This window comes from Streptomyces sp. NPDC018000 (assembly GCF_044328025.1).
Taxonomy (GTDB): domain Bacteria; phylum Actinomycetota; class Actinomycetes; order Streptomycetales; family Streptomycetaceae; genus Streptomyces.
Genome location: NZ_JBIRGM010000004.1, coordinates 526,925 through 547,710 on the forward strand (window position 1 = coordinate 526,925; position 20,786 = coordinate 547,710).

The following is a 20,786-nucleotide window of genomic DNA, read 5'->3' on the forward strand; positions in this document are numbered from 1 at the left end:
GCTCTCAGCAGAGCGGCTCGACGTCCGCGGAGGCCGTGAGGAGGGCCAGGCAGCGTGCCGTGACGGTCCGGTCGTCCTCGGTGATGTCGACGGCGTAGGCGATGGGGGTGCCGCGGCCCGTGGCCCCCTTGGGAGCCGTGATCCGCCAGCGCGCCTCGTACGTGTCGTGCGCCCCCAGTACCCGGGGCGGGCGTCCGACGGGGGTGGCGTGCCAGCCCGCGGGCAGCAGGGGCGGACGTACGGTGATGGCGAGGTCCCGTGCGGTGGCGTTCTCCACGGCGAGCCCGCCGCCGTCCGCCGGGTGCAGGCGCAGGGCGTCGGAGCTGGTCCAGCGGATGTTGAACTCGCGCAGCCGGAGCTGCTGTTCCTCGCCGCTGTCCTCGTCGGGCCCGGAGCCCAGGCCGATGCGGACGGAGTCGACGGTGTCCGGGACGGGGAAGTCGTAGCCGTACGTCTTCTTCAAGTAGGTACCTACCTTCTGCTCGTGAGGGTGCCTGCCCCGGAAGTCGACGGTGCGGACACCGACCTGGCCCTCCACGTCGACTTCCAGCACGAACAGCGACTTGACGCTGTCCGGGTCGAAGTCCACCGACACCTCGCTCAGCGGCAGCGGCATCCCGAAGTCCATCCTCAGCCAGTTGCCCTTCTGCGGGGATCCCTTGACCGACCAGTAGCCCGCGTGGCCCGGCAGAGCGGCGGACGGCGGATGTCCCGGCGCCGAGTAACTGGCGCTGAACTTCGGCCAGTCCCGGGTGGCGGCCGCGGTGAGGTCGACCTGGCGGACCGAACCGGCCAGCGGATGCCGCCATTTGTCGTACGTGCCGGGCAGACCGAAGAAGGAGGCCGGCGGCAGCACACCTGCCTGCAGGAGAGCCAGGGCGAGCGGTACGACCAGGTACCCGGCGAGGTGGGTGAGCAGAAAGGTGTGGCGGGCGGCGCGGTGCCGGGGGAAGCGGAACGTGGTGTTCTCGGGTCGGTGCACGGGCGGGGGCGCCATGCTCTCCCCGGAGCCCGCGGTACCCGTCGTACCGGCAAGCCACCACAGCGTCCCCGCGAGAGCCGAGGCAGGGATGCAGCGCAACGGGGTGCTCGTGGCGTCGAGCGCGCGCAGCAGATGGCCGCCATCGGCCGCATCCAGCTGCGCGCGCACGGCGGTGTCGTCGCCCCGTACGGCTCGGGTGTACAGCAGCGCGAGACGGTGCGGACGGCGGCGCGCGGGCAAAGCGGCAAGGACGTGCAGGACCCGGGTGACGGCGTGCACGGCATCGCTGTGCACGGCAGGGTCGTCCACCACCAGCAGCAGCCCGTGGGCCCGGCGCAGAACGTCCAGCGCGGCCACCGACTCCTGACTGCCGTACGCGTCACCAGGCGGGTCGTACCACAGGACGGGCTTCCCGTCCGTGCGCACGAGCGGCGGCTCGGTCCCTGGCGTGGCGCCCAACTCGGCCAGCCCCTGCCGGTGCACTCCCCCGCGCTGCGCGCCCGAGCCCCCGACGAGCACCACGACACGCGCCCGTTCGTATCCGGCGGGCAGCACCTTCCCGCAGTGCGGACAGCACGCGTCCAGGCGGCGCACACCGACGATGGCAGGCAGGCGGGCGCCGCAGCGGCAGCGGTGGTAAAGGGCGCCGTACCGGTTGGGAACCAGCTGCCGGTGCCGGGCCCGGCACGTCGGGCACAGCCTGACCGGGCGGTCGATGGTGCGCCCGCAGCCCGTGTACGGGCACGGCGCCGGCCCGCGGCGTAGCGCGCGCCCCGTCCGCGCGACCGCCGCCCCCACCGCCCACCACAGGGTCCACAGTGCACAGCACAGCGCCCACGTCAGCAGCGCGAACAGCAGCGGAAGGATGCTGAGCGCAGTCGCGGTCAGCACGACGGCGACGGCCGTGAGCAGGAAAGCCGGGCGCAGGAAGATCATCAGGCAGCCCCGCCCACCGGTCCCGCCCTGCTGCGACCGGCGGAACGTGTCGCTCACCCGGCCGGCCATGAACCGCTCGGCGTCGCCCATCAGACGTTCGTGCTGCTCGAGTCCGTCCCACCAGGTCGCGCGCAGGTCACGCGGGGCGGTGACGCGGAGGTAGGAGGGGATGGCCGGCTCTCCGTGCGGGTCGGGTGGGGTGTGTACGGGCCGGCCGAAGGTCCGCCAGACGGTGTGGAGTTGTGTCCACACCAGCTTGGGCAGGGTGACGAGGACCCCGTGACCGACGGTCAGGACGACCATGAGCGCGATCGCCAGGAGCAGAATCACGGGGTTCGCCACGGCTCACTCCTTCTCCCGGGCCGGCCCGCGTCGCCACAGCAGCCGTGGCGCCCGCTCCGACTGCGGCTCCGGTTCCTCGGCCTGCACCAGTTCGCGCAGGGCCTCGTAGGTCTCCGTCTCCTCCCACAGCCCCTGCCGGAACAGCCGCAGGATCCGCAGCGCGGCCGGCCGCGGCTCCCCGGGTGCCCGGCGCAGCACATGCAGTGCGGTGCCGGGGGCGGCGGCGAGCACGTGCGGTGCTTCGTCCGCGAGGGATGCCAGAACGGCGCACGCCTGCGCGTCCAGGGCTGCGGTCCGCAGTTCGGCGGAGGCTTCGAGGGCGGCGAGCAGCCCGGCAAGGACGGACCGCCGGTACGGCTCGGGCAGCGAAGCGAGCGCGGCCCGTACGTCGCCAAGGGGTGCCGTCGCGTCGGCGAGATGTCGCGCGGCGGCGTCCCGCAGACGCTCGGGCGCCAGGCCTGCCTCCTGCGGCCGCAGCTCCGTAACAGCACGTACGAAGCCCACGAGCCGGGGGCCCTCCCCGCCCAAGGCCCCCGCATCGCCGTCCGGCGCGAGCAGCGCGCACCCGGTCCGCAGCCGCCGTACGCCCGCCCCGACGCCGACTGCGGGGCCCGCGTCCCACAGCTCTGCGACCGCGTCCACGATGTCGAGGCGCCCGCTCCCCCACGCATCCGCGAGGAACCGGGCCGTCGGGCTGGGCTCCGGACAGCCGTCCCCGGCCAGTCGGTCGAGGTGGAACACCGGACCCGGTGCCCGCTCCCCGGTCTCCGGCCGTGTCCCGGTCAGATGGCGGTGGTCGTCCTCCGGCCGCGCGGTGTACGTCGTGAACGTCAGCCGGGCGGCCAGGCCGGTGGGCAGGGTGTAGGAGACGGCGGCGATCCAGTCGACGACCCGGTCCGGGTCGTCGGAGACCAGAGTGGCGCCGGGGCCCTCGCCGGCCAGCGCCCGCAGGGCCGCGGTGAGCAGCCGCTCCAGAAGGCGGATGCCGGGGGCACCGGCGCCGGCCAGCAAGCGGCCCACGCGGTCAGGTCCGACGGCGCTGCCGGGGACGAGTTGGGTGAGGTCGGGCAGGTCATGGCCGTCGTCGGGCGCCGGCGTCGCTGCCCAGTGAGGTGTGTCCCACAGCTCGACGGGGCGCAGACCGGCCAGGTCGCCGGGGGTGATGTACAAGGCGTGGCAGAAGTGGTTGCCCCAGCGGCCGGTGTAGTCCTGTCCGGTGAAGCGGGTGCGGGTCAGCACGGCCACGTCGTCGCCCGGTCGGTCGTAGGCGAAGGCCACGGGGAAATTCCGGTGTCGGTCCGCGCCCGGAGACCGGGCGTACCCGGTCAGCGGGCGCAGGACGTCGAGTGCGGGGCGGGCCGCCGGGGAGACGGCGGTGAAGCGGAAGCCGCCGTGGCGTGCGTCGGCCGAGGGCGGAGCGGACGTGTAGTGCGCCTGTCCTGCCATACGCGTCACCCCCGTCCCCGGTCGAGGGCTCCGAAGCGGTGCAACAGCCACATCAGGGGGTCCTCCACCCGGTGCGGGCGTACGATGCCGCCGAGTCCGAGGCCGCCGCCGTGCCGGGGCGCTGTACCGAGCGTGGACAGCGCGAACAGCTGGTAGTCGGTGCAGAACTGGTCCAGCCGCGCGTCGAGTTGGTGTTCCTGCCAGCGCCGCAGCAGGGCCTGCAGCTCGGCATGGACGGCGGCTCGGTCGTCGGCGTCGAAGACGGGTCCGGGGCGGCGGGTGCTGTGCAGCGGGGAGTTGCCCGGCAGGTGCGGCCACAGGAGATCGGCCTTGGTGAGGGCGACCGCGACCGGCACGGTCACCTTCCGGCCGCCGCCGAGGTGGCCCAGTACCCGGGCGAGCACTTCGCCCGATCGGCCCGGCACCCCGTCGCCGTTCTTCACAGGTGCGCCGGGCAGGTCCTGCGGGTCGACGAGCACGACGACGGCGTCGGCCGCGGCGAAGTAGCGCAGCTGTGTCTCGATGCGGTCGCGCGAGGTGAAGTGCTCGCCCGCGGTGTCGAGGAAGACCAGGGTCAGCACTCGCTTGCGGGCGCGTCCGAAACGGCCCCGCCGGGTGCGGCTGAGGCGGTGCACAAGGGGTCGGCCGGCGTCGTGCTCGGCGGTCTTGGGGACGGTGTGCTGCTCCTCGTACAGGTGCCGTTCGTACCGTTCGTGGTAGTCGGCCATCGTGTCGTCGTCGCAGGGCAGCAGCGCGGCGTCGAGCTCGGCGCCGAGGCGGTGCAGCAGTTCGTGCACGAGGACGCCGATGTAGGTGCTCTTGCCCGAGCTGACCGGTCCGGCGAGCGCCACCAGCTTTCCGGGGGTGCGCAGATAGCCCTCCGGCAGCCGGCCCGCGCAGGCGGTGCAGCGCAGGCGGGTGGTGGTGCGGCCGCAGGTGCCGCAGACCGCCGAACCGGCCCGGGGAGCGGCGGACGCGAGGCCCCGGTCGTCGGCGCAGGCGGCGGCGCCGCTCACGCAGACGTACGCGATCCGCGTTCGGGAGATGCTCCGGAAGCAGTGCGGGCACACCCAGGTGCGGCGCCACGGCATTCTCACGTCCACTCCCTCTGCGTGACCTTGAGCGTGTGCTGCGGCGGGTCGCGCAGCACAAGCGCCTCGCCGACGGCGAAGCAGCGCAGCCGGCCGCCCTGGCCGCGGGCCAGGCGCGCCGAGAGCCTCACGTCCTGCCCCGGGCCGAGCGTCACGTCGGTGGCTTCCGCGAGGACGTCTCCGTCGGCGGGCTCCAGTGGCCAGACCGGGCCGCGCGACCGCACGAGCAGCAGCCGCTCGGCTCGTACGGTGGTACGCGCCGTGAACACGGCGGTGACCGTGCGGCGTCCGGGCAGGCCGCGCCGTTCCAGCCGATAGTCGACGTCGGCGCGCGGTGGCAGTACCGCCGTGCTCGGCGGACCGTATGCGGGCAGCCCGCCGAGCACGGCGATCGGCCGCACCTCCACTTCCATCCCGGCGCCGTCCGCGATGGGCAGCCGTACGCCCGCCTCGTGCCGGTATGCGGTGCGGGTGACGGCGCGCCGCTGCTCGCCTGCCCCGCCGGCGGTCCGCCAGGTGACCTCGACCTCGTCGCCGCTGTCCGGCGGCCAGTCGAAGACGACGGCTACGCCCGTGCCGCCGTGCCGGGTGAGCATGGGCGTGCCGAGGGCCGGCCCGGCGGCCGCGGCGTGTGCTCCTATGACGGCACGTTCCCCGGCGACAGTGACCGCGAGCACCATGGTGGGCCGGCCCGGCGGCGCGAACCGCAGCCCTTCCGGGGCGGGTTGCGCCACGATCGGATGCCCGGGAAGCTCCGCCGTGCGCAGTCGGGTGCCGGCCGGCCACGGGGGCACGTCGTCGAAGCCGTACAGGCGCACCTCGCCGCCGGGCGGCGGGTCGAGGCGCGCGAGGAGGCAGCCGTCGACGAGGCGGATGTCCAGGTCGGTGACCGGCTCGGGCGGCGCGAGCGGCGTGGCGGTGTGCCGGACGCCCTCCGTGCGCACGGGCAGTCCGCCGTCGGTGCGGTAGACGACGCGGATGCGGTAGCGGTACGTCGCCCCATTGACGAGCCCGCCGTCCGTGAAGCCGTCGCGGCGGGCGGCGACCCGCGCCTCCTCGCCGTCCGGCGCGGTGCGGACGACCTCGACGGACCGGGCCCGGTCCGGGCAGGTCCAGTCGGCGCTGATCCGACGGTCCCCGGGGCGCAGGTGGGCGCCGGTGACCTCGGGCCGGTACACGATGGGCCCGAGCACCACGAGCGGCGAGGGCGCGCTGCCGGGTTCGGCGGCCCGGCGTACGGCGACCGCGTAGTACAGCGGGACGCAGGCCGGGGGCGAGCCGTCCAGGTACGAGGTGGCAAGCGGCGACGCCAGCGGCAGCACCGTGCCCTCGGCTGCGCGGCGCGGCGGCCGCCACTCGGTGCGCAGCAGAACATACTCGGGCTCGCCCGCCGTGGACGGCGAGGGCCGCCACCGGACGGTGACGCCCGCGCCGTCCGGGGTCGCGGTGAGGCCGGACACCGGTTGGATCGCGAGGCCGCGGCGCACGGCGTCGATTCCCGGCAGATCGCGGACTGCCACCTCCGCCAGTTCCAGCAGGTCCCAGGCCCGGTCCGCCTCGTCCGGCGGCAGTCGGCGCGCACGGTCCACCACGCCGCGCGCCTCGGCGAGCTTCCCGCGCAGATGCTCGACCAGCGCGCACACGTCCTCGGCGAGCGAGTCCGGCGGCACCCGGTCCGCCACGGCCGCCGCCTCGACGAGCCGCCCGTCCGCGGCCAGGCGGCGCAGCCGCTCCGACACAGGGTCCCCGGCTGCCTCGTGCAGCACCGCGAACACCAGTCGCCGCGCGTCGTCCTCGGCGACGGACAGCTCTCCCACCGCGTACGCGAGGAGCGTGGCCGGGGTCGCACGGGCGGCACACCGCTTCCGCAGCGGCACCGCCAGTTCATGGAGCAGGATCCGGGCGAGTCCCTCCGGGCCCTGCTCGGTCAGCACGCCACGTACGGCGGCGGTCACGGCCTGGGCCGCGGTGTGCGCGGCGCCGTGCGGCAGCCGACCCCAGCGGCGCGCCCCCGCCTCGACGATCGGCAGGTCGGCCGGGGGCGCGTCGAAGACGCGTACGGGCTGCTCGGTCCGCCCGCCGGGCGTGCTCGTCGCGAGAAAGTCGCCGAGGTGCCGCAGCCCCAGCACCTCCAGGTGGCCGGCGCAGCGTTCGTACGCCGGGTGCGGCACCGACCACGGCAGCGGGTCGGGCTCGGCGATGCGCAGCCCCAGGGCCGGCAGCAGGTCCCATACCCCGTCCTCGCGGACGTGGTGGGCGGTGGCAATCTCCGCGACCGTGCTCTCGGCGATCATGCCGAGCCCGCCCGCGGCCTCCTCGAGGGCCGCGCGCAGCCGGACCCGCTCGGATTCGGTGCGCCGGCCGTGCGCTTCAAGGGCCGCCCGCAATCGTCCCGGATCCCCGGCGGCGGCAGCGTCCAACAACGGCCGGTGAATGAGGTGCCCGGCTTCCAACTGCTCGATGACCGCACGGTACTTGAGCCGCGACCGGCTGCGGCGCCAGCAGGCGCGGACCGCGGCGACCGCCTCGGCAACCGCGGGCCCGTCGAGGTGCTGCGGCAACTGGTAGCGTGCGCGAAGGTCCTCGGTCACGGGCAGACCGGCGTCGAGCACCTCGCGCCGGTAGCGCAACTCGTCGAAGGCCACGGTCTTGTGCCCCCACCCTCCCCTCGGTCAGCCGATCCGCTGGCGGTTCATCGCGACCCGCGCCTCGTCGACCGCCTCCTGGGACAGCCCTCCGATCTGAACGGAGATCTCGATCTGCTCGCCGGTCTCGCGCTCGGTGGCGACGGCCGTGAGGAGCCCGGAGGTGTCGAGCGTGAAGACGCACTGGAAGGGCCAGCGCGCGGGTTTGTCCGGCGGGATCTTCAATGCCCCTTGCGCGACCGTGGTGTTGTGCGCCGGCTCTTCCGATTCCACCGCGCCCGCCTGTTCCATCACCTGGATCCGGACCTGCCGCTGGCCGTCGCGAAGGGTGTAGAAGTCGTCGGTCACCGACGCCGGCAGGATGTCGTTGGCATGCACGAGGTGGGTGACGTACTCCCGGCCGGTGTCGATGTCCGTGACCGTGATGCCATAACCGCGCGAGGCGACGGTGGAAATTTTGTACGGGCGGTGGGTGAGGCCGGTCTCCGGCACGTCCGGTGCTTGTTCGGCAGGGAGTTCGCCGCTGGAGAGGATGTACGTGGCTCGGTCGACGGCGTAGAGCGCGGCGCCGCGGGCCACCGCGAGGTCCGGGTTGTGCAGCCTGGGCTCGAAGCCGAACTGGGTGCGCAGGGCGGCGGCGACGGCAGGCATCTTGGTGGCGCCGCCGACGAGCAGCACATCGTCGAAGGTCGATACGCCCCGCTCCGCGGCCAGTTCGACGGTGCGGCGGGTGATGTCGACGGTGCGGTCGAGCAGGTCGCGGGTCAGTTCTTCGATCAGCCCCCGGGTCAGCTCCACCGGTTCGACCCTGCCCTGGTGCATGACGCGGACGGTGTAGCGCTCGCGGAAGGACAGTGCCTTCTTCGCCTCCTCGGCGTCCTTGCGCAGCTGCGTCTCGGACTGGGGGTCGATCAGCGGGTCGCCGACGTCCGGGAAGCGCTCGCGGAATCGTTCCACCAAGTGCATGACGATACGGTCGTCGAAGTCGCTGCCGCCCAGCTCCTTCGCGCCGTCCGTGCACAGCACGGTCAGCTCGCGCCCGCGCAGGGTGAGCACGGTGGTGTCGAAGGTGCCGCCGCCCAGGTCGTACACGAGAATGGCCCGGTCCCCGCGCTCCTCGCCCCCTTCCACGGCCCCGTAGTCGAGCGCGGCCGCGATGGGTTCGGCGACCACGTCGAGGACGCGCAGTCCGGCGATCTCGCCGGCCTTGCGGGTGGCGTCCCGCTCGGCGAGCCCGAAGTAGGCGGGCACGCTGATCACCACGTCGCACGCCTCGTCGCCACCGGCGGCCTTCGCGTCCTCGACGAGTTTGCGCAGGATGCGAGCGGAGATCTCCTCGGGTGTGTAGGTGCGGCCGTGGAACTCGCGCGGCACCACATCGCCCATGTCCCGCTTGATGAGCTGCACGACGTGCTCGGGGTCCAGGACGGTGGCGTCCTTGGCGCTCTGCCCCACGACGACGCTGTCGGCGCTCTCGAAGTAGACGACGGACGGCGTGGTGTCCGCCCCTTCGAGGTTGCGCAGCACGGTCGGCCTGCCGACGTCGTCGATCCGTGCGACGCACGAGTACGTGGTCCCCAGGTCGATGCCGTATACGGCCATACGGTCTCCTGCCACCGAGACGGCCGCGCGTGACGCCCGCCTTGTCTGTTGTTCCGTCAGTTTCCCTTGTGAGCAGTTCCTTTGGAGAAGTGAACGCTCATGGGGCATCCGGTTCCCACCAGGAAACCACGACGTCGGCCTTGCGCACGACCCGCTCCCCCTGAACGAATCCGGCCGCCACAACACGCGCCACCGTCCGGTCCGCCTCAGGCCCTTCGGCGGGGGCGCGGCCCACCGGGCGCTGCAACGCCATGTCAAATGCCTCGCCGGGCAAGGGAACGTACCGCTCGACGCCGGTCCTGGCCACGGTGTCGGCCGCCTCGTCGGCCAGTGCGGTCAGCAGGGCCCGTAGTTCGTCGATGCCGAGCGGATCGGCGACGTGTTCGGCCTGGCGCAGGATCTGGTCGTGGAGCCGAATCAGGGAGTGGCGCACAAGGTCGAGCGCCACCTCGATCTCGCCTCGGCGCAGCCGCTCGACCTCGTCGTGCAGCCTGGTGACAATCTCCTCACGGCGCTCGGCGAGCTGTTGCTGACGAGCGAGTGCAGCGGTGAACTCAGCTGCATGCGCGCAGGGTTCGACACATTCCGACACGTCGCTCACAGTAGACCAAAGGGCACGGCATGTCAGCGGAGCGTGTCGCGATCACCTGCCGGGCTCGAACCCCCACCACCAAGCCATGCACGACCTCGTCAGCCACCGAAATTGATGGAACCGTGAACGTCCCGGGCCTGGACGACATTGCCCTGAGTGCCCCCGGAGATCGCGTTGTGCACGTCGCCCGCGCCGGTCCGCATGCCCTCCAGTGCCTCGGCCTGCCGCCGCCAGGCCGCGAGCGCCTCGGCGAAGGCGGGGTCCTGCCGGGCGCGGAGAGCCAGCACCTCGGCCAACTCCGCGGCACGCTCCGCGCTGTCAGCCGCCTCGGCGAGGGCCGTCAACTCGCCCTCGCCATACGGCTCTCCGTCCGACGGCCGTCGTCCGAGCAGGCTTCGCAAAGACGTCCAGATCTGCTCCCCCGCCGCGCCCGCGGTGCCTCCGGCAAGGGCCATGAGCAGTTCAGGTGCAATCAGGTCCACGGACGCCCTCCGCCGCTCCAGAGCACATGTCGTGGGTCGAGCATAGGGCACCATGGGCCCGCAGAGGCCCGAGTCGAAGGAGAAAGGATGCTGTCAACTTGGCTGAGCTCGGCGTTGCCGTCAAGCGGATGTCACCGGCAGGACGTCGGGGGACAGCGCGCCGGCGTGGGCTGAAGCAGCGGTCATCCGGCGAAGGTGATGACGGCGGCACAGAACCTCGTAACCGATCACCTCTGCCGGTCGGTTGACGTCGCCGACGACCACCTGGGCGCCCTCGACGACCATCTCCCCACCCACCGTTCGGGCGTTGTGCGTAGCCCGGGCGCCGCACCAGCACAGGGCCTCCACCTGGAGGGCCTCGACCCGATCGGCCAGTTCGATCAGCCGCTGCGAACCGGGGAAGAGCCTGGTACGAAAGTCGGTGGTGATACCGAAGGCGAAGACGTCAAGCCCGAGGTCGTCAACGACTCTCGCCAGCTGGTCGATCTGCTCCAGCGCCAGGAACTGCGCCTCATCGGCGATCACATAGTCGACCTTGCCGCCCGTGGACAACCGATCGACCAGATACCCATACAGATCCATGCCCTCTGTGGCCTCGACCGCCTCCGTGACCAGGCCCAGCCGCGAGGACAACTTCCCCTCCCCCGCCCGGTCGTCCCGCGTGAAGATCACACCTTGAAGACCCCGGGCCGAGCGGTTGTGTCCGATCTGGAGCGCCAAAGTGCTCTTCCCACAATCCATCGTTCCGGAGAAGAACACGAGCTCGGGCATGAGGGGCTGAGCACCTTTCGGGCGGGGCGAAGCAGGGCAGGGAAATGGTGGTGGGGGAACGCTGGAGAGGGAAAACGCGCCTACGAGCGTACTTCGAGCAGTGGGACGAGCTGCTCGGCGGGGGTCATCGAACCATGCATGCCCACCATCGCGGACTCGTGCGGCTCATTGACCGAGGCGGTGATCACCACGTCGTCGCGGGCCGCCGCGACGACGTCGCCGATCCTGCCGTGGACGCGTTCGTCGATCTTCGGGCCGAACCAGCCGGCCGCGATCGCCTCGTCCCGGCTCGCCACCCAGAACTGCTCGCCGAGCACTTCCCGCCAGACGGTCAGCACATCGTTCTCGGCCCCCGGGACGGCGTACACATGACGGGCCCGGCCCTCGCCGCCGAGCAGGGCGACACCCGCGTGCAGTTCCCAGTCCTCGTCGAAGTCGATCCGGGACTGCTCGTCGAAGGGGATGTCGATCATGCCGTGGTCGGCGGTGATGTACAGCACCGAGCGGGGCGGGAGCTGTTCGGCCAGCCGCCGGGCCAGGCCGTCCACGTACATCAGCTGTCCGCGCCAGGCGTCGGAGTCGACGCCGAAGCGGTGGCCCTTGCTGTCGACCTCGCTGTAGTACGTGTAGACGAGCGACCGGTCACCTGCGGCCAGCCGTTCGGCGGCGACGTCCATCCGCTCCTCTCCGGACAGCCGGCCGAGGAACGAGCCCCCGCTGAGCGCGATCTTGGTGAGCGGGGTCTGCTCGAAGGCGGGGGCGGAGACCTGAGCGGTGCGCACACCGGCGGCGTCGGCGAGCCCGAAGACGGTGGGGTACGGCTGCCAGGCCTTCGGCGAGGTCCAGGGCTGCCAGCGGAGCTGGTTCATCAGCTCGCCGGTCTCCGGATTGCGCGCGGTGTAGCCGGGAAGGCCGTGCTCCCCCGGCGGAAGTCCGGTACCGACCGAGGCCAGTGAGGTCGCGGTGGTGGCAGGGAAGCCCGCCGTGATCGGGCGGCCGGTGCCGCCTCGCGAGGTGGGCAGCAGGGAGTGCAGAAACGGTGCCTCGTCGGGATGGGCCTTGATCTGCTCCCAGCCGAGACCGTCGATCAGGAACACGCAGTTCCGGTCGGCGGGGGTGAGTTCGGGGATCGCGGTGGTGAAGCCGGGTACGCCCTGTCCAGCGGCGAGGGTGGGAAGCAGATCGGAGAGCGAGCCGCTGCCGTACTCGGGGACGGGGGCGGTGTCGACGGGGAGCAGAACGGGGTCCTGCCAGGCCGGCTGGACCATCAGCGGCCGGTCGCCGCGGTCGCGGCCGTGGCCTCGGAGAGCGCCTGGGCGAAGGCGAGGGTCTGACGCACGGTGTCCGGGCCGTCACCGGCCTCGCTGACCCGCAGGCTCAGATCGTCGGCGGTGGAGCTGCCGGTGTAGCCGTGGTCGGCCTCGCAGTTGGGGTCGCCGCAGGCGGCCGGCTCCAGGTCGATGCGGGAGACCGCACCCCAGCCGATGGTGAGGACGACCTCGCGGGGCAACGTGCCCGGTACGTACTTCTCGGGGTTGGCCACGACGCGGCTGACCACGACCGACGAGATCCGGTCGAGCTTGACCGACTCCGTGGAGGTGGTGGCGTACGGCGTCGGGGAGCTGGTGTCCGCATTCTGCTCGTCGGTGTGGCTGACGACGAACCGGTTGTCCGTCAGGACCAGGACCGTGACATGGCGGCGCACCTCGTTGGAGTCGAAGGTGGTCTCCTGGTGCACCAGGTACGAAGCGACCGGCTCACCGCCCACGGCGGCCTCCACCGCCTCGGCCACGAGGGCCGGGTAGTAGCCACTGCGCTCGATCGCCGCGCGCAGCCCCTGGGTCGTCGTACCGGTCTTTGCCATGAGGACCATCCTACGGGGGACGGATGACTGCCGTGGACGTTCCGCGGCAGGGTGGACCGGGCCCGAGCGGCGAAGGGACCTGGTTTCGCACCCGTCCGGCGATCGGGAACGAGACGGTGCGCTGCCGGTCAGTAATTGGGGAGGCGGCGCGGGCCGAGGTCGGTGCGGGCCGGGGGCGGCGCGAGCCGGACGCTCGCGCCGAGGACCGTCAGCCCCTGGGTGGCGACCACGACCGGTTCCAGAGCGATGGAGACCACCTCGGGATGGTCGTCGACCAGCAGGGACACCCGCAGCAGCAGCTCTTCGAGCGCCGCGGTGTCCACGGGCGCCGCGCCACGCCAGCCGAACAGCACCGGTGCCGCCCGGATGGACCGGATCAGCTCGGCGGCGTCGCGGTCGGTGGCCGGAACGAGACGGTGGGCGGTGTCACCGAGGAGTTCGGAGGGCGCGCCCGCGAGCCCGAAGGAGAGGACGGCCCCTGCCGCCGAGTCGATCGCGGCGCGTACGACGGTGTCGACGCCGCGCGGTGCCATGGCCTGGACGACGGGCTGGAGCTCAATGGGCTTGCCGAGCAGGTCGGTCAGTTCGCCGTACGCCCGGCGCAACGCGCCCTCGTTGGCGAGGTCCAGCCGGACACCGCCGAGATCGGCGCGGTGACGCAGATGGGGCGCAGTGGTCTTGAGCGCCACGGGATAGCCGAGCTGCGCGGCTGCGGCAACGGCGGCTTCCGGGTCGGAGGCCGGAAGCGTCGGTCGCACGGTGATGCCGTAGCGGCCCAGAAGTTCGCGCGCCTCGTCGTGTGCGAGCGGCCTGCCCCGCGGGTCGGGGTCGGGGCCGAGGAGGGCGTCGATCAGGCCGGCGGCACCCGGCTCGTCGATGGTGTCGTCGAGGAACTCGGGCACCTTGCCGGGCACGGCCGCCTGCCGTCTCCACTGCGCGTACCTCACCGCTTCGGCCAGGGCACGCACAGCCCGCTCGGCGGCGGGGTAGGCAGGTATCCGGCCGATCCGGATGCCGGGGCCGCCGTCAGTGCCCGCGCCGATGGGGGCGGTGGCTGTGCCGCTGCTGGTTCCGGGTGCCGAGGGGGTACGCGCAGGGTCGTGGCCGGTCGTGGTGGCGGCTCCGGCGCGCGAGGGCGTCGCGGCTGGGGAGGGCTCTGCCGAAGGATGCGGCAGCGCGACCGTGCTGGTGGCCGCGGCGAGGGCCTCCGCCAGGCCGCCGATCTCCACATGGACGACGGCCACCGGCTTGGCGGGACCGGCCGCGGCTGCCGCGTGCAGCGCGGTCGCCAGCACCTCTCCGTCGCCCGATTCCGCTTCGCCGTTCTCGCCCACCCAGGGGATCGCCGTCACGACCACCGAGTCGCAGCCCTCGTCGGCGAGGGCCTCGGTCAGGGCCTCCCGGAAGTCCTGCGGGGTGGCGGCGGTGGTGAGGTCGCGGGGCGGGCGAGGGCGCAGCCCCTCGGCCAGGCAGGCGTCGTACGTGAGCAGGCCGAGCGATTCGGAGTTGCCGAGGATCGCGACCCGCGGGCCCGCCGGAAGGGGCTGGTCGGCGAGGAGGAGACCGACGTCCACCATCTCCGTCACTGTGTCGACGCGGATCACGCCCGCCTGCCGCATGAGCGCGGAGACCGTCGCGTCCGGGACCCGGCTGACCGGCACCGCATGGCCGGGCGGGGTGGAACCGCTGTGCCGGGCGCCCTTCACCACGACCACCGGCTTCACGGCCGCGGTGCGCCGCGCGAGGCGGGTGAACTTGCGGGGGTTGCCGAGCGATTCGAGGTACAGCAGGGCGACATCGGTGTCCGGGTCCTCGTACCAGTACTGCAGGAAGTCGTTTCCCGAGATGTCGGCGCGGTTGCCGGCGGAGATGAAGGTGGAGAGGCCGGCGCCGCGCCGGTAGAGCCCGGAGAGCAGCGCGATGCCGATCGCTCCGGACTGGGTGAAGAGGCCGATGCGTCCGGGCGCGGGCGGCTCGGGGGCGAGGGAGGCGTTCAGCCGGACGGCCTCGGCGTTGTTGATGACGCCGAAGGCATTCGGGCCGACGATCCGCATCCCGTACGAGCGGGCCTGGCGGACCAGTTCACGCTGCCGCTCCCTGCCTTCGGCGCCCCATTCGGCGTATCCGGCGGAGAGGACGACCAGGCCCTGAACGCCGTGCTCACCGCAGTCGGCGACGACCTCCGGAACCCGGTCTGCGGGGACGGCGACGACCGCGAGGTCGACCGGTTCGTCGATCTCGCTGATGGAACGGTGAGCGGGGACACCGTCGATCGTGCCCTGGTCGGCGGCGAAGGCGCGGTTCACGGCGTACGTACGGCCGGTGAACCCGGCCCCGAGGAGGTTGCGCAGGACCGTGCGGCCGACCCCGCCGGGAGTGCGGCCTGCGCCGATGACGGCGACGGATCCGGGCGCGAGCAGCCGTTGCACGGAGCGCGCCTCGGCCCGCTGCTCACGGCCGCGCTGCACGGCGAGCGACTCGGCGGTCGGTTCGAGGTCCAGGGTGAGATGGACGGAGCCGTCCTCGAAGCTGCGCTGCTGGGTGTACCCGGCGTCCCGGAACACCTTGATCATCTTGTTGTTGGCGGGCAGCACCTCGGCCACGAAGCGGCGGATGCCGCGCTCGCGGGCGACGGCCGCGATGTGTTCGAGGAGCGCCGATGCCACACCCCGGCCCTGATGCGCGTCCTGGACCAGAAAGGCGACCTCGGCCTCGTCGGCGGGTACGGAGGCAGACCTGCCCCGCTCGTCGATCCGGTCGTAGCGGACGGTCGCGATGAACTCGCCGCCGACCGTGACCGCGAGCCCCACCCGGTCGACGTAGTCGTGATGGGTGAAGCGGTACACGTCTCTGTCGGACAGACGGGGGTACGGGGCGAAGAAGCGGTAGTACTTCGACTCGTCGGAGACCTGCTCGTAGAAGCTGACCAGCCGTTCGGCGTCGTCCGTGGTGATGGGCCTGATCCGGGCGGTTCCTCCGTCGCGGAGGACCACGTCCGCTTCCCAGTGGTCGGGGTACACGTGATGCGGACTCTGCTCCGGCGAGGGCTGCATGCGCAAAGCCTACGGCTCCGTCAGCGGTCGCGTAGGGCTTGGGGCCAGGGCAGTCTGAGGGGGCCGATCGGCGGTACCGCACGGGTTGTGGGCATTCCGCGGTTCGGCGGGAAAATCGCGCACCGCATGAGAGTCTGGTCTAGACAACTATTGATTCGTGAAGGGCGGAACCATGGCTGAGCGTCGCGTCAACGTCGGTTGGGCCGAGGGGCTGCACGCCCGTCCCGCTTCCATCTTCGTCCGTGCCGCCACGGCTTCCGGCGTCCCCGTGACGATCTCCAAGGCCGACGGCGACCCGGTGAACGCCGCCTCCATACTCGCGGTGCTCGGTCTCGGCGCGCACGGCGGCGACGAGATCGTGCTTGCGTCCGAGGCCGACGACTCCGAAGTCGCCCTGGACCGTCTGGCGAAGCTTGTCGCCGAAGGTCTCGACGAGCTTCCGGAAACCGTCTGAACCATTTCGCGCGAAAGAGCCGCGGCACCCTTTGTCCGGGGCCGCGGCTTTTTCGCTTCGCCAACCCGACGACCGGAGAGAATTCGGACAGCTCAAAACGGCCGACCGGCGCCTGTGCCGCGGCTCCATTGCGATGCGGTCGCCTTTCCGATGCCGGGTGGAAATCCATGAATATCTCTTGGCCACAGGACGGCTCGAGGAGCGGGTACTGCCGGCAGGCGCGGAGGCCGGGCACAGCGAAGGCCCCGGCGTGCTGCCGGGGCCTTCGAAAGGGCGCTGCGGGTGGAGCGTCGGTCAGACGTTGACGCCGTGGGCGCGCAAGTATGCGACGGGGTCCAAGTCGGAGCCGTACGACGGCGCGGTCCGGGCCTCGAAGTGGAGGTGTGGTCCGGTGGAGTTGCCGGTCGAGCCGGAGAGGCCGATCTGCTGGCCCGCCCCGACGCTCTGGCCGACGGAGACACCGATCGAGGAGAGATGGCCGTACTGGGTGTACGTGCCGTCCGCCATCCGCAACACGACGTTGTTGCCGTACGCGCCGCCCCAGCCCGCCTCGACGACCGTACCGGCGCCGACAGCGACGACGGGGCTGCCGGACGCGGCGTGGAAGTCGATGCCCGAGTGGCTGCCGGAGGACCAGAGGGAACCGCTCGACTTGTAGCCGGTGGTGACATACGAACCAGCTACCGGGAGCTGGAAGGAACCCAGGCGTGTGCGCTCGGCAGACCGGGCGGCGCGGGCCTTCTCGGCGCGCGCCTCGGCCTCCTTCTTGGCCTCGGCCTCCTTCTTGGCCTCCGCCTTCTGCCGGGCCTCCGCCTTCGCCTTCGCCGCGGCATCGGCCTGGCGCTTCTGCGCGTCGGCCTGGGCTTCGATCTGGTCGGCGACGGCGCCCTCGATGGCTATGAGCTGGTTCAGGCCGGTGTCGCTGACGGAGGGGTCCGCGGCGAGAGCCGGAGAGGCCATGCCGCCGATGACGCCGGTGGTGGCCAGGGTCGCGGCGCCGGCGATCTTCGCACTCCTGCGCGTCAGTCGACTCGGGGCACGATGCTTCCCGGTGGCACGGGTGAACGCCATGAAGCGGCTGATCCTTTCCTTCCTTCTCGCCTACCGGGTTAGCTGACGGGTTCGGAGCAGGAAGGTCTCCTACGGACGCCCCGGCCCCATCGAGGCTCAGGAATCCGATTCACCCCAGGGACTGCATGGGTCCCCGGCTCCCCAGGCTCGCGCCTGACGGGGACTCGGCGATGGCTGCCCGGTACGTCGCGGATGCGGCATACGAGTGACGGACAGCCCAGCCGACGCTAAGTGGGGTCACTTTCATTCACCAAACGGACAGGCCGTTTTGTAGCGCATCCCACAGGACAGGCAGGCAACCTCTCCACCGGAACGGACAAAAAGGAATACCCCGGCGAGATCTCACTCACAGGGGCATTCCTTTTGTCCCGTTATGCGGAAATGTGGCGGGCCGGTGGACCGGCCGGTGCGGTCGGTGCTCGGTCGAACGCGACAGTCGACCGGTGAACCGGCACACCCGACGGGCCGGCCGGCCGGTCGTCCGGCGTCCGCGGCGGGTGCGTACGACCGTCAGCCTGCGACCACCGACACCTCTCCGATGCCCAGGGCCCGGACCGGCTCCTCGATCTGTGCCGCGTCACCGACGAGGATCGTGACCAGCCGGTCACCCGGGAAGGCGTTGACCACCGCTGCGGTCGCCTCGACCGTGCCGGTCTCCGCGAGCCGGGCGTACAGCTGTGCCTGGTAGTCGTCCGGGAGGTGCTGCTCGACCTGGTCGGCGAGGGTGCCCGCGACCGAGGCCGCCGTCTCGAACTTCAGCGGGGCGACACCCACGAGGTTCTGCACGGCCGTCTCGCGCTCTTCGTCGGTCAGCCCCTCCGCGGCCAGGGTCCGCAGGACCGTCCACAGGTCCTTCAGCGCCGGCCCCGTGGACTCCGTGTCCACCGATCCGCTGATGGCCAGCATCGCGGCACCGGTCGCCCCCGAGGCGGAATCCGGGGCCGACGACCGCAGCACCTGAGCGAAGGCCCGTACGCCGTAGGTGTAGCCCTTCTCCTCTCGCAGCACACGATCCAGCCGGGAGGTGAGCGTGCCGCCCAGGCAGTATGTGCCCAGCACCTGGGCCGGCCATACGCTGTCGTGCCGGTCGGCGCCGATCCGGCCGATCAGCAGCTGCGTCTGCACCGCGCCCGGACGGTCGACGATCACCACTCGGCCGGTGTCGTCGGCGGTGATCGGCGGGGCAGGACGGGGCTCCGCGGTGTCTCCCGACCAGTCGCCGAAGGTGTCGGCGAGCAGGGCGTCCAGGTCGATGCCGGTGAGGTCGCCGACGACCACGGCGGTCGCCGCGGACGGCCGCACGTGCGCGTCGAAGAAGGCACGCACGGCCGCCGAGTCGATCCGCTCCACCGTCTCCTCGGTGCCCTGGCGCGGGCGCGACATCCGCGCTGCAGCCGGGAAGAGCTCCTTGGAGAGCTGCTTGGCGGCGCGCCGGGCCGGGTTGGCCTGCTCGTGCGGGATCTCGTCGAGCCGGTTGCGTACCAGCCGTTCGATCTCGCTGTCCTCGAACGCGGGCGCCCGCAGCGCCTCTGCGACCAGTGCGAGAGCCTTGGCCAGCCGGGAGGCCGGAACCTCCAGGGAGACCCGGACGCCGGGGTGGTCGGCGTGCGCGTCGAGGGTGGCGCCGCAGCGCTCCAGCTCGGCGGCGAACTCCTCGGCGGTGTGCTTGTCGGTTCCCTCGGACAGCGCCCTCGACATGATCGTGGCCACGCCGTCGAGGCCCTCGGGCTCGGCGTCCAGCGGGGCGTCGAGGAAGATCTCGACCGCCACGACCTGCTGGCCGGGGCGGTGGCAGCGCAGCACCGTGAGGCCGTTGGGCAGGGCGCCCCGCTCCGGAGCGGGGAAGGCCCAGGGGCGGGCGACGCCGGGGGCCGGCTGCGGGTGGTACTGCATCGAAACTCCAGTCGCGGCAGCGTCGGTCACTTGTCCGCTCCTTCGTGCGCGTCGGTGTCGTCAGTGTCGTCGGCGCCGGTCTCGGCGGCCGCTGCGTCTGCGGGCTCGGCCGATTCAACCGGCTCGTAGACCAGCACCGCGCGGTTGTCGGGGCGCAACTGGGCCTTGGCGACCGCCTGGACCTCTTCCGCGGTGACATCGAGCACCCGCTGTACGGCGGTCAGAGCGAGCTGCGGATCGCCGAACAGCACGGCGAACCGGCAGAGTTCGTCGGCGCGGCCGGCGACCGTACCGAGCCGGTCCAGCCACTCGCGCTCCAACTGGGCCTGCGCACGCTCCATTTCCTCGGGCGTGGGGCCCTCGGCAGCGAACCGGGCCAGCTCCTCGTCGACCGCGGCCTCGATCTGCGGCACCTCGACGCCGCCGGACGTCTTGACGTCCAGCCAGCCGAGCGAGGGCGCACCGGCCAGCCGCAGCAACCCGAACCCGGCTGCCACGGCCGTACGGTCACGGCGGACCAGGCGGTTGTGCAGCCGAGACGACTCACCGCCGCCGAGCACAGTCAGCGCGAGGTCTGCCGCGTCACACTCACGGGTGCCGTCGTGCGGCAGCCGGTAGGCGGCCATCAGCGCCCGCGCCGGCACCTCCTCGCGCACCTCCTCGCGCAACTGCTCGCCGATGATCTCGGGGAGCGTGCCGTCGCGCGGCGGCTGCTTGCCGTCATGGGACGCGATGGAGCCGAAGTACTTCTCGATCCAGGCGAGGGTCTGCTCCGGGTCGATGTCACCGACGACCGAGAGCACCGCGTTGTTGGGCGCGTAGTACGTACGGAAGAAGGTGCGGGCGTCCTCGAGGGTCGCGGCGTCCAGGTCCGCCATCGAACCGATCGGCGTGTGGTGGTACGGGTGGCCCTCGGGGTAGGCCAGTGCCGTCAGCTTCTCGAACGCCGTGCCGTAGGGGACATTGTCGTAACGCTGGCGGCGCTCGTTCTTGACGACGTCGCGCTGGTTCTCCATGGACTCCTCGTCGAGCGCGGCGAGCAGCGAGCCCATCCGGTCGGCCTCGAGCCAGAGGGCCAGCTCCAGCTGGTGCGTGGGCATGGTCTCGAAGTAGTTGGTGCGCTCGAAGCTGGTGGTCCCGTTGAGCGAACCGCCGGCTCCCTGCACCAGCTCGAAGTGCCCGTTCCCCTTGACCTGGCCGGAGCCCTGGAACATCAGGTGCTCGAAGAGGTGAGCCAGACCGGTGCGTCCCTTGACCTCGTGGCGCGAGCCGACGTCGTACCAGAGGCAGACCGCGGCGACCGGGGTCAGATGGTCCTCGGAGAGCACCACGCGCAGGCCGTTGGCCAGACGGTGCTCGGTCGCTGTCAAGCCGCCGGAGCCGGCCTGGGCTGTGGCCGTGTGACCCATGGGCATGTAGGTCCCTTCGATCGCGATACTGGATTTCTTGCGAGCCCTGCCACTGTAAGCAAGCGCACAGACACCTGGCGAAGTTCCCATACCGCGGAAGTTCGCGTGAAAGAGAAGCTCGTCCCCCGCGGGACGGGTCGTGAGACCACCTCG

The 20,786-nt window shown here is 72.0% G+C and carries 15 protein-coding genes and 1 riboswitch; of the genes, 1 reads left to right on the forward strand and 14 read right to left on the reverse strand.

Going from position 1 to position 20,786, the window contains the following annotated elements:
* Positions 1–4 precede the first annotated feature (4 nt).
* From ACH4EW_RS13955 to ACH4EW_RS14005, 11 genes are all read right to left on the reverse strand, one after another.
* Positions 5–2,260, reverse strand: a complete 2,256-nt coding sequence (locus ACH4EW_RS13955) for a hypothetical protein (RefSeq protein ID WP_398255779.1) — start codon at positions 2,258–2,260, stop codon at positions 5–7.
* A 3-nt stretch (positions 2,261–2,263) separates the two neighbouring features.
* Positions 2,264–3,706: a hypothetical protein gene (locus tag ACH4EW_RS13960; protein ID WP_398255782.1), complete on the reverse strand. Its 1,443-nt coding sequence runs from the start codon at positions 3,704–3,706 to the stop codon at positions 2,264–2,266.
* 5 nt (positions 3,707–3,711) lie between these two features.
* Positions 3,712–4,797, reverse strand: coding sequence for an ATP-binding protein (locus tag ACH4EW_RS13965; protein WP_398256069.1), 1,086 nt, complete (start codon positions 4,795–4,797; stop codon positions 3,712–3,714).
* A 2-nt stretch (positions 4,798–4,799) separates the two neighbouring features.
* Positions 4,800–7,442 carry a hypothetical protein gene (locus ACH4EW_RS13970; RefSeq protein ID WP_398255785.1) on the reverse strand — a complete coding sequence of 881 codons (2,643 nt, stop codon included), beginning with the start codon at positions 7,440–7,442 and terminating at the stop codon, positions 4,800–4,802.
* Between the two features lie 27 nt (positions 7,443–7,469).
* The gene (locus ACH4EW_RS13975) at positions 7,470–9,044 is read right to left on the reverse strand and encodes an Hsp70 family protein (RefSeq protein ID WP_398255787.1); all 1,575 of its coding nucleotides are present in this window, start codon (positions 9,042–9,044) and stop codon (positions 7,470–7,472) included.
* Between the two features lie 97 nt (positions 9,045–9,141).
* Positions 9,142–9,636: a nucleotide exchange factor GrpE gene (locus ACH4EW_RS13980; protein ID WP_398255790.1), complete on the reverse strand. Its 495-nt coding sequence runs from the start codon at positions 9,634–9,636 to the stop codon at positions 9,142–9,144.
* A gap of 98 nt (positions 9,637–9,734) precedes the next feature.
* Entirely contained in the window at positions 9,735–10,118 is a 384-nt protein-coding gene (locus ACH4EW_RS13985) for a hypothetical protein (RefSeq protein WP_398255792.1), read from the reverse strand.
* A gap of 120 nt (positions 10,119–10,238) precedes the next feature.
* Positions 10,239–10,889 carry a thymidine kinase gene (locus ACH4EW_RS13990; protein WP_398255795.1) on the reverse strand — a complete coding sequence of 217 codons (651 nt, stop codon included), beginning with the start codon at positions 10,887–10,889 and terminating at the stop codon, positions 10,239–10,241.
* A gap of 80 nt (positions 10,890–10,969) precedes the next feature.
* Positions 10,970–12,157: an alkaline phosphatase family protein gene (locus ACH4EW_RS13995; protein ID WP_398255798.1), complete on the reverse strand. Its 1,188-nt coding sequence runs from the start codon at positions 12,155–12,157 to the stop codon at positions 10,970–10,972.
* A complete protein-coding gene (locus tag ACH4EW_RS14000; protein WP_398255801.1) occupies positions 12,157–12,753 on the reverse strand; it encodes a DUF5998 family protein in 597 nt (198 codons plus the stop codon). The genes ACH4EW_RS13995 and ACH4EW_RS14000 overlap by 1 nt, the downstream gene beginning before the upstream one ends.
* Positions 12,754–12,881: 128 nt before the next feature.
* The gene (locus tag ACH4EW_RS14005; protein WP_398255803.1) at positions 12,882–15,806 is read right to left on the reverse strand and encodes a GNAT family N-acetyltransferase; all 2,925 of its coding nucleotides are present in this window, start codon (positions 15,804–15,806) and stop codon (positions 12,882–12,884) included.
* A gap of 172 nt (positions 15,807–15,978) precedes the next feature.
* Here ACH4EW_RS14005 and ACH4EW_RS14010 point away from each other — a divergent pair, with 172 nt between their 5' ends.
* Positions 15,979–16,260 (forward strand): HPr family phosphocarrier protein, encoded by a 282-nt coding sequence (locus ACH4EW_RS14010; RefSeq protein WP_398255805.1) that lies wholly within the window; start codon positions 15,979–15,981, stop codon positions 16,258–16,260.
* Positions 16,261–16,554: 294 nt separating this feature from the next.
* Here the strand turns inward: ACH4EW_RS14010 and ACH4EW_RS14015 are convergent, their stop codons facing one another.
* The 3 genes from ACH4EW_RS14015 to ACH4EW_RS14025 all read right to left on the reverse strand — a co-directional run bounded on the left by ACH4EW_RS14015 (position 16,555) and on the right by ACH4EW_RS14025 (position 20,639).
* Entirely contained in the window at positions 16,555–17,331 is a 777-nt protein-coding gene (locus ACH4EW_RS14015) for a M23 family metallopeptidase (protein ID WP_398255808.1), read from the reverse strand.
* Positions 17,332–17,343: 12 nt separating this feature from the next.
* Positions 17,344–17,511, reverse strand: a riboswitch (cyclic di-AMP (ydaO/yuaA leader).
* Between the two features lie 330 nt (positions 17,512–17,841).
* Complete coding sequence (locus ACH4EW_RS14020; RefSeq protein ID WP_398256072.1) at positions 17,842–19,224, reverse strand: M16 family metallopeptidase; 1,383 nt, start codon at positions 19,222–19,224, stop codon at positions 17,842–17,844.
* A gap of 26 nt (positions 19,225–19,250) precedes the next feature.
* Positions 19,251–20,639 carry a M16 family metallopeptidase gene (locus tag ACH4EW_RS14025; protein WP_398255811.1) on the reverse strand — a complete coding sequence of 463 codons (1,389 nt, stop codon included), beginning with the start codon at positions 20,637–20,639 and terminating at the stop codon, positions 19,251–19,253.
* Positions 20,640–20,786: the final 147 nt, after the last annotated feature.